The organism is Pseudomonas sp. (assembly GCF_049590575.1).
In the GTDB taxonomy this organism is placed as follows: Bacteria; Pseudomonadota; Gammaproteobacteria; order Pseudomonadales; family Pseudomonadaceae; genus Aquipseudomonas.
In genome coordinates this window covers 1-7,601 of the sequence record NZ_JBAWDE010000138.1, presented here as the reverse complement: position 1 = coordinate 7,601, position 7,601 = coordinate 1, and the positions used below count along the sequence as shown (strand labels likewise).

The 7,601-nt window shown below is 65.4% G+C and carries 7 protein-coding genes; all 7 read right to left on the bottom strand.

All coding sequences use genetic code 11. The features are described from left to right. On the bottom strand, positions 1–1,754 hold a 1,754-nt coding region (locus WBR57_RS10840), incomplete at its 3' end, for an MMPL family transporter (protein ID WP_424083823.1). Continuing rightward, positions 1,744–2,406 carry an outer membrane lipoprotein carrier protein LolA gene (locus tag WBR57_RS10835; RefSeq protein WP_424083824.1) on the bottom strand — a complete coding sequence of 221 codons (663 nt, stop codon included), beginning with the start codon at positions 2,404–2,406 and terminating at the stop codon, positions 1,744–1,746. The genes WBR57_RS10840 and WBR57_RS10835, both read right to left, overlap by 11 nt. A gap of 29 nt (positions 2,407–2,435) precedes the next feature. Beyond that, entirely contained in the window at positions 2,436–2,861 is a 426-nt protein-coding gene (locus WBR57_RS10830; RefSeq protein WP_424083822.1) for an acyl-CoA thioesterase, read from the bottom strand. After that, positions 2,854–4,395, bottom strand: coding sequence for an HAL/PAL/TAL family ammonia-lyase (locus WBR57_RS10825; RefSeq protein WP_424083821.1), 1,542 nt, complete (start codon positions 4,393–4,395; stop codon positions 2,854–2,856). The genes WBR57_RS10830 and WBR57_RS10825 overlap by 8 nt, the downstream gene beginning before the upstream one ends. Next, positions 4,379–5,314, bottom strand: coding sequence for a glycosyl transferase (locus tag WBR57_RS10820; protein ID WP_424083820.1), 936 nt, complete (start codon positions 5,312–5,314; stop codon positions 4,379–4,381). Before WBR57_RS10820 ends, WBR57_RS10825 begins: the two co-directional genes overlap by 17 nt. Further along, entirely contained in the window at positions 5,311–6,045 is a 735-nt protein-coding gene (locus tag WBR57_RS10815; RefSeq protein WP_424083819.1) for a glycosyltransferase family 2 protein, read from the bottom strand. Before WBR57_RS10815 ends, WBR57_RS10820 begins: the two co-directional genes overlap by 4 nt. A gap of 221 nt (positions 6,046–6,266) precedes the next feature. Then, positions 6,267–7,601: AMP-binding protein (locus tag WBR57_RS10810; RefSeq protein WP_424083818.1), on the bottom strand; the 1,335-nt coding region annotated here is incomplete at its 5' end.

Here is a 7,601-nt window from a genome sequence, read left to right as displayed (position 1 = left end):
GGGCCGAGCCACAGCATGCGCCAGGGCTCGGCCAGTGGGCCGACCAGCGCGGCGTCGATGTCTTCGGTGGGCAAGGCTTGCAGCTGCGCGACTTCAGCCTGCAGGGCGCTGGCGGGCACGCCGAGGTCCAGCAGCGGCTGCCAGTGCTGGGGCAGCGTGTTCAGCGCGTCACGCAGCTGTTGCTGTTCGGCAGGCAGGCTGACCAGTTGGTTGAGCGCCAGGTAGCCCTGCAGCTTGTCCATGTTCACCAGTTGGTCGAGGCGCTGGCTCAGGGCGGCCTGACGCTCCAGCAACTGCTGCTGGTTATCCGCGCGCACCAGGAAGAACTGGCTGGTGGGCTGGAAGCCGGTGATGCGCGCCACGGCCTGGGCCTCTTGGAGCAATTGCGGCGGCGCACCGATCCATTGGCGGATGTCGTTTTTGCTGTTCAGCTGCCACAGGCCACCGGCACAAAACAGCAGCAGCCACACCAGCAATACTGCGCTCGGTACGCGCTTGAGCAATGAGACGCGCAACAGCCACAGGCCTTCGGCGATGCGCAGCGGCCATTGCGCCGGGCGCAGTTCCACGCCCTTGAGCAGCGCGGGCAGCAGGCACACCGCGGACAGGTAGGCGCCCACCAGGCCTGCGGCGGAGAACACCGCGATCTGGGTCAAGGCCGGGAACGGCGTCCAGGCCAGTGCCAGGTAGCCGATGCAACTGGTGGCCAGGCTCAGGCTCAGCCCCGGCAGGGTCAGGCGCAACGCCGGCCAGCTGCGCCAGGGCCTCAGGCTCCAGCTTTTGGACAGGTAGTGCAGCGGGTAATCCACCGCCACGCCGATCAGGCTGGAGCCGAGCACCAGGGTCATCACATGCATGTGGCCGAAGAACGCCACACAGGCCACCGCGCCAAACAGCATACCCACCAGCACCGGCACAAAGGCCAGCAACACCCGCCAACGGCGGAACGCCAGCAACAGCAATAACAGGATGCCCAGGGTGGCGCCGCCGCCGACCCAGGTGATTTCCCGCGTGGCCTGCTGCTGCCCATTGGCTGCATAGAGCAACCCGCTGGCGGCGAGCAATTGCGCGCCCTGTTCGCCCGCTTGTGCGCGGCTGGCCTGGAGCAAATCCGCCACTTGCAGCGGCAGTTTCATGTCGAAGGCATTGCCGGTGGTGCGCGCACGCAGCAGCACCCAGCTTTTGCCGTCGGCATCGGCGATCAATGCGCCGCTGCCGATATCCAGTTGCACACTGCCGTGTTGCGGCTGGCTGTTCTGAATGCGCCCGGTCAGGCCCAGCCAGTCGTCCTGGCTCGGCACCAGGCTGAACCCGGTGAAGGGGTCGAACAGCGCTTGCACGCGCTGCTGGATAAACGCGTCGGGCTGTTCGATCAGTTGCGCGCGGTCCTTGGCCGAGAGCATCGCCAGCCGCCCGCGCAGCAGTTGCTCACGCAATGCAGGCAAGTCGGCTTGCAGGTTCCACTGGACCTTTTCGAACAGGCCGCTGGCCTGCCAGCGCTCGCCCAATTGCTCGGCCACCGCGACGGCTTTTTGCCGATCGGCATGCCCCACCAGCACCAGCATTTCGCGGTTCAGCGGCTCCTGCATGCGTTGTTCGGCTTTCAGCTCCAGGGCATCCGGCGTGCTGCCCGGCACCAGTTCCATCAGGTTGGCCGACAGCGGCGCGCCATGACGCCATTGCCAGCCGGCCAGGGCCAGCACGGCCACCAGCAGGATCAGGAACAGGCGAGGCAGCAGGCGTTCACTGGGCAAAGTCGTGTTGCTCCGCATCGCTCAACGGCTGGCTGGCGGTGCTGTCCTGCATGCGCAGCACGGTGCTGTCGCCCTGAGTTTCCAGCAGTTGGATTTTTTGCACCAGCTCACCGCCGTCGATGTTGATCTGGGTGAAGACCTGCTTGAGCAGCAGCGAGCGTGGAACCAGGGTCAATTTCCATTGCGTGGCTTCGCCTTGCAGCTTCAGTTCGAAGTCGCGCTGCAAGCCGCTGCTGTCGCCCTGCAATACCGCGAGGAACAGGCGATTCTGCTCGGCCCCGGCACTCTTGTTCGGCAGCAGTTGCCAGCCGTTGGCGTCACGCCGGGCGATGCCCTGGGCGCTGATGCGGTAGTCCTGTTGCAACGGTGTCTTGAGCAACCACAACAGGCCGTGGTCCTTGGCGAGCACGAAGGTGCCTTTGCTGACCAGCGGCTGCGGCAGGGCGCGCAGGTGTTTTTCCTGGATGAAGTTGCCGTGGATCACCGAGGGCTTTGCGAGCTGGTCGCTGAGTTGTTGCAAATCAAAAGCGTGGGCCATGCTTGAAACGCTCAACAACAGAATTAATGCGATCCATGTGGGAGCGGGCTTGCCCGCAAAGAACCTGAGAGCACTGCGCAGGATCAGGCGGATCGCGTTATCGTTGACGACCATCGGGGGCAAGCCCCCTCCCACATTGGATCTCATTTCAGGGCCCTTTCTACGGCGTCGGTGAAGACGGTGGGGGAGGCCAGCTGCATCTCGCGGCTGGCAATTTCGACGGCTACCTGCACGGTGCTGGCGCGGGTCAGGCGTTCGCCGCTGGCAAGGTCGGTGATCAGGTAATTCACCTTCAAACGGTTCTCCCATTCCACCAGGCTGGCGCGCACGTTGATGGTCTGGCCAAACACTGCGCCGCGCACGTAGCGCAGCTGCATGTCGATCACCGGCCACGCGTAGCCGGACTCGAGCATCGCCGTGTAGTTGTGGCCGATCTTGTCGAGCAAGGCGCAGCGGGCAACTTCGAGGTACTTCACGTAGTGCCCGTGCCACACCACGTTCATGGTGTCGACGTCGAAAAACGGCACCAGGATTTCGGTGTCGCTGTGCAGCACACCCTGACTACGCATGCAGCCTCCAGTGTTGCTCGGCGATGCGTTTCAGGCACAGGCGCAGTTCGCCTTCCAGCGCACGGTCTTCGATCACCGGTGGGAAGTCTTTGGCCAGCTCGGCGTGCATCGCCGCGAGTGCCGGTGGCAGCGGGCGTGCATCCGCGACCTGGGCACGCAGCCACACGCCCTGATTGGCGGCGAGCAGGGTGGCGGCGGCGACCTGTTCGGTCAGCTCCAGCACACGGATCGCGTCGCGGGCGGCGATGGTGCCCATGCTCACCTTGTCCTGGTTGTGGCACTCGGTGGAGCGCGAGAACACGCTGGCCGGCATGGTATTTTTCAGTGCCTCGGCGGTCCAGGCGCTGGTGCCGATCTGCACGGCCTTGAAGCCGTGGTTGATCATCGCGCGGTCAGCCGGGGCGCCGGACAGGTTGCTCGGCAGGCCGTGGTTGTAACGCACGTCCACCAGCAGTGCGAGCTGGCGGTCGAGCAGGTCGGCGACGTTGGCCACCAGGGTCTTGAGGCTGTCCATGGCAAAGGCGATATGCCCGCCGTAAAAATGCCCGCCGTGCAGCACACGCTCTTCTTCGGCGTCGATGATCGGGTTGTCATTGGCGCTGTTCAATTCGATTTCGATAAACGCGCGCAGCCAGTTCAGGCTGTCGGCCAACACCCCCAGCACGTGGGGCGCGCAGCGCAGCGAGTAGCGATCCTGCAGGCGATGCAGCGGCGCGGTCGGCGCATCGATCGCCAAATCCTTGCGCAGCCAGGCGGCGACTTGCATCTGCCCCGGGTGCGGCTTGGCGGCGAACAGGCGCTCGTCGAAGTGCTCCGGGTTGCCTTGCAGCGCCACCACGTTCATCGCGGTGATGCGCGTGGCCAGTTGCAGCAGGTAGTCGGCGCGGGCGAAGGCGAGGCAGGCGAGGCCGGTCATCACGGCGGTGCCGTTCATCAGGGCCAGGGCTTCTTTCGGACGCAATACCAGCGGCTCCCAGCCCAACTCGCGGTGCACGTCAATGGCTTGGCGACGCTCGCCACGGAACAGCACTTCGCGCTCGCCGGACAGGGTCGCGGCCACGTAGGACAGCGGCGTCAGGTCACCGCTGGCGCCCACCGAGCCTTCTTCCGGGATCAGCGGCAGCACGTCGTGTTCGAGGAACGCGTGCAGGCGCTCCAGCAGTTCCACACGCACGCCGGACACGCCATGGCACAGCGACTGCAAGCGCGCCGCCAGCACCGCGCGAGTCGCCTGGGCGTCGAGCAGCTTGCCCAGGCCGCAGCCGTGAAAAGTGTAGAGGTGACGCGGCAACGCCTCGACGTGCTGCAACGGCACCGCTACCACGCAGGAGTCGCCGTAGCCGGTGGTCACGCCGTAGATCACGCCTTCCTTGTCCAGCAGCGAGTCGAGAAACTGCGCGCCCTTGGCGATGCGCTGGCGGTAGGCAGCGTCATCCTGCAACTGCGTGGGCGCCTGACGGTTGGCCAGGGCCAGCACGTCTTCAATGCGCAAAGCGCGCTCGCCGAAGGTTACCGGCTCAAGATGCGTCGTCATCGGTCTTCCAGAAAGGGTAAAAGTTGAACCATTGTTGGGGCGCCTCCAGGCAAAACTCGCCCAGGCGTGCGGCGTAGCGCGCGGTCCACAGGGCGATGACCTGCTCGCGGGTGCTGCGCTTCCATTCGATCAATTCGGCGAACGGCTCGATGGTCAGGCGGTAGCGGTTTTGATGCTTGAGACACATCAGCAGGTTGACCGGGCATTTCAGCAGCCCGGCCAACAGCCACGGGCCTTGGGGGAAGGCGGCGTCATGCCCGAGAAAGTCCACCCGCACCGTGCGCCCGCCGTGCAGCGGCACGCGGTCGCCGGCGATGGCCAGCCACTCGCCGTCGTCCAGGCGCTGGCTGAGCAGCAGCATGGTCGCCGGGTCCAGCTCGCTGACCTGGATCAGGCGCAAATGCGTGGCCCCGGCTTCGCCGAGCAGGCGGTTGAAGCGCTCGGCGTGCTTGGTGTGCACCAGCACGTTCATGGTGACTTGTTCGCCGATCTCGGCGAGCGCGCGGCACACTTCGAGGTTGCCCAGGTGCGCGCCCACCAGCATCTGCCCGCGCTCGCCACGCAGTTGCCCGCGCAATTGCGCCGGGTCGTTGATGTCGATCTGTTCCAGGCGCAGCTTGCCGTTCCACACGTCGAGCTTGTCGAGCAGCGCGTCGGCGAAGGCCATGAACTGGCCGAAGACTCTGCGCTGGGTCGGGCGCAATTCATCGCGCCCGACCCAGTCGGCCAAGCGCTGCTGGTATTGCCAGGCGCTCTGGCGCGCGGTGCGGCCGAACAGGAAAAAGTACAGCACGATGCCGTACAACAGCGGGCTCAGCAGGCGGCGGCCGAGCACCTTGGCGGCGACGGCGGTGAGTTTCATCAGCCAGAAGCTGCCGCGTTCCTCGCGGTCGGCCCAGTGCTTGTTGCGGTCGCTCATGCTTGCCACCGTCGCCACAGGATCATCGGCGCGCGCACCAACATGCCGAAAAACAGCCGGGTATGCATGGCCGAAATACGCACGTTGTCGCGGAACAAGCGGAAGTGCGACAGGCCGTCGGCGGGATAATGCACTTGGGTCGGCAGCCAGCGCATCGGCTGGTTGCGCCAGGCCAGGCGCACCAGGATGTCGGAGTCGAAATCCATGCGCGTGCCGATATAGGCCGAGTTCATTAACGCCAGCGTGGGCGCCAGCGGGTACACGCGAAAGCCGCACATCGAGTCGCGAATCTGCAGCGACAGGGTGTTGATCCACACCCACACGTGGGTCAGGTAACGCGCATAGAGGCGGCCTTTGGGCACGCTGTCGTCGTATTCGGGGTAGCCGCAGATCACCGCGTCGGGGTGCCTGCGTGAGGTGTCGATAAACGTCTCGACTTCGCGCAAGTCGTGCTGGCCGTCGGCGTCGACTTGCAGGGCATGGCTGAAGCCCAGGCGCGCGGCTTCGCGGAAACCGGCCATCACTGCGCCGCCTTTGCCTTGGTTGGTCGGCAGGGTCAGCAGGGTGACGTTATCGAGGGCTGCCAACTCCGCCAGCACTGCGGCACACGCCGGGCTGCTGCCGTCGTCGACCAGCAGGCACGGCAGGCCGCTGTTCAACAGGCTACGCACCACGGCGGGCACGGCGGCTTCGTGGTTGTAGACCGGAATCAGGGCGCAGGGGTTATGCATGGAACACCCAACCGGCGACTGAACAGTCTGTGGTGACCAGGCTTCCAATGGGCAGCAGGGTTGTTGTGGCGAGCAGGCTTGCCCTGCGTTGGGCTGCGAAGCGGCCCCAAAACCTGCCAACTCGGTTCGTCTGGCACACCGCGTCTATCTGACTGGGGCTGCTACGCAGCCCAACGCAGGGCAAGCAAACAAGCCACATCAGATTCATTTGCTGCAGAAGCTTATGCATGCGCCGTCACCAATTGAATCCGGCCGCTGGAGCAGGCGGCGACGCCGTTGCGGTAGGCGAAATACAATTTGCCGCGTTCGGCGTCGAAACGCAGGTGCAGTTCGACGCGGTCGCCGGGGCGCACCAGTTGCTGGAACTTGAGCACTTCCATACCGGCAAAGGTCGCGGGCAAGTCGAGCAGTTGCTGGCCGAGGTTGAACGCCCACTCGACCTGCACCACGCCCGGCAGCACCGGCGTCACCGGGAAGTGGCCGCTGAAATACGCCAGGTCCGGTGGCACGCACAGTTGCACGGTCCATTCACCGTCGGCCTCCACTCGCTCCAGCACTTCCGGCGCTTTCGGCCGTGGCGCCGTCAGCAGCGCGGCCACATCGGCCTGGGGCAGTTTGCCCTGGGCATTCAACGGCAATTGGCGCAGCAGCCGCCAGCGACGCGGCAGGGCCAGGGCTTCGCAATGTTGGCTCAAGTGCTGGCGCAGGGTTTGGGTCACGGTGCGGCGGCCCTGGTTGCGCAGGGCATGCAGGCCTTCCGCGCTGAGCACCACCAATGCGCCAAGGGACGCGCGGTTTTCCTGGACCACGCCCAGGCGGGTTTCGGCGACCCAGGCGTGGGCCAGCAGTGCCTGTTCCAGCATGGGCAACGAGATACGTTTTTCTTCCAGTTTGACGATGCGATCCAGGCGCCCCAGCAGCTCGAAGCGGCCATCGGCATGGATGCGCGCTGCGTCGGCGGTCTGTTCGATATGCCCGGCGGGCAAGTACGGTGAGGCGATACGCAGCGCACCGTCGGCGTCCTGGCTCAGCGCTACATCGGCGAACGGCTGCCACGGCTGTGCGCCCTGGCGCCAGGCAATGCCGCCGGTTTCCGAGCTGCCGAGAATTTCTGTCGGCCATTGCTGCAAACGGTCGTAAAGCTCGCTGGCTGCTTCGATGGGCAGCGCGCCACCCGAAGAAAACACCCGCGACACCTGGCTCAGCGCCGGCCAGTCGAGGTTGTCGCCCATGCGCTTGAGCAGCGCCGGGCTGGCGACCCAGGCGAATTGTGAGTGCTCGCGGCTGGCGCGCTGCAAGTCTTCGGGGAATGCCAATTGCCTGCGCACAAAGGTGCGACCGGCACACAGCGGCCACAACACCCGGAACAGCAACCCGTAGATGTGTTGGGTGGCGACGCTGCCGATGATGCAGGCGTCTTTGAGGTCTGTGCCCCACAGGGTTTCCAGCGCTTCAACTTCGTTGGCCAACTGGCGCAGGCTCTTGTCGATGCGCTTGGGCTCGCCGCTGGAGCCGGAGGTGCACAGGCTCAGCTGGCAGGTGTCGAGGTCCAACAC

Excerpts from the sequence above, each read along its gene's own strand:
- WBR57_RS10835 (WP_424083824.1), bottom strand. The coding sequence starts at position 2,406 with ATGGTCGTCAACGATAACGCGATCCGCCTGATCCTGCGCAGTGCTCTC.
- WBR57_RS10830 (WP_424083822.1), bottom strand. The coding sequence starts at position 2,861 with ATGCGTAGTCAGGGTGTGCTGCACAGCGACACCGAAATCCTGGTGCCG.
- WBR57_RS10825 (WP_424083821.1), bottom strand. The coding sequence starts at position 4,395 with ATGACGACGCATCTTGAGCCGGTAACCTTCGGCGAGCGCGCTTTGCGC.
- WBR57_RS10820 (WP_424083820.1), bottom strand. The coding sequence starts at position 5,314 with ATGAGCGACCGCAACAAGCACTGGGCCGACCGCGAGGAACGCGGCAGC.
- WBR57_RS10815 (WP_424083819.1), bottom strand. The coding sequence starts at position 6,045 with ATGCATAACCCCTGCGCCCTGATTCCGGTCTACAACCACGAAGCCGCC.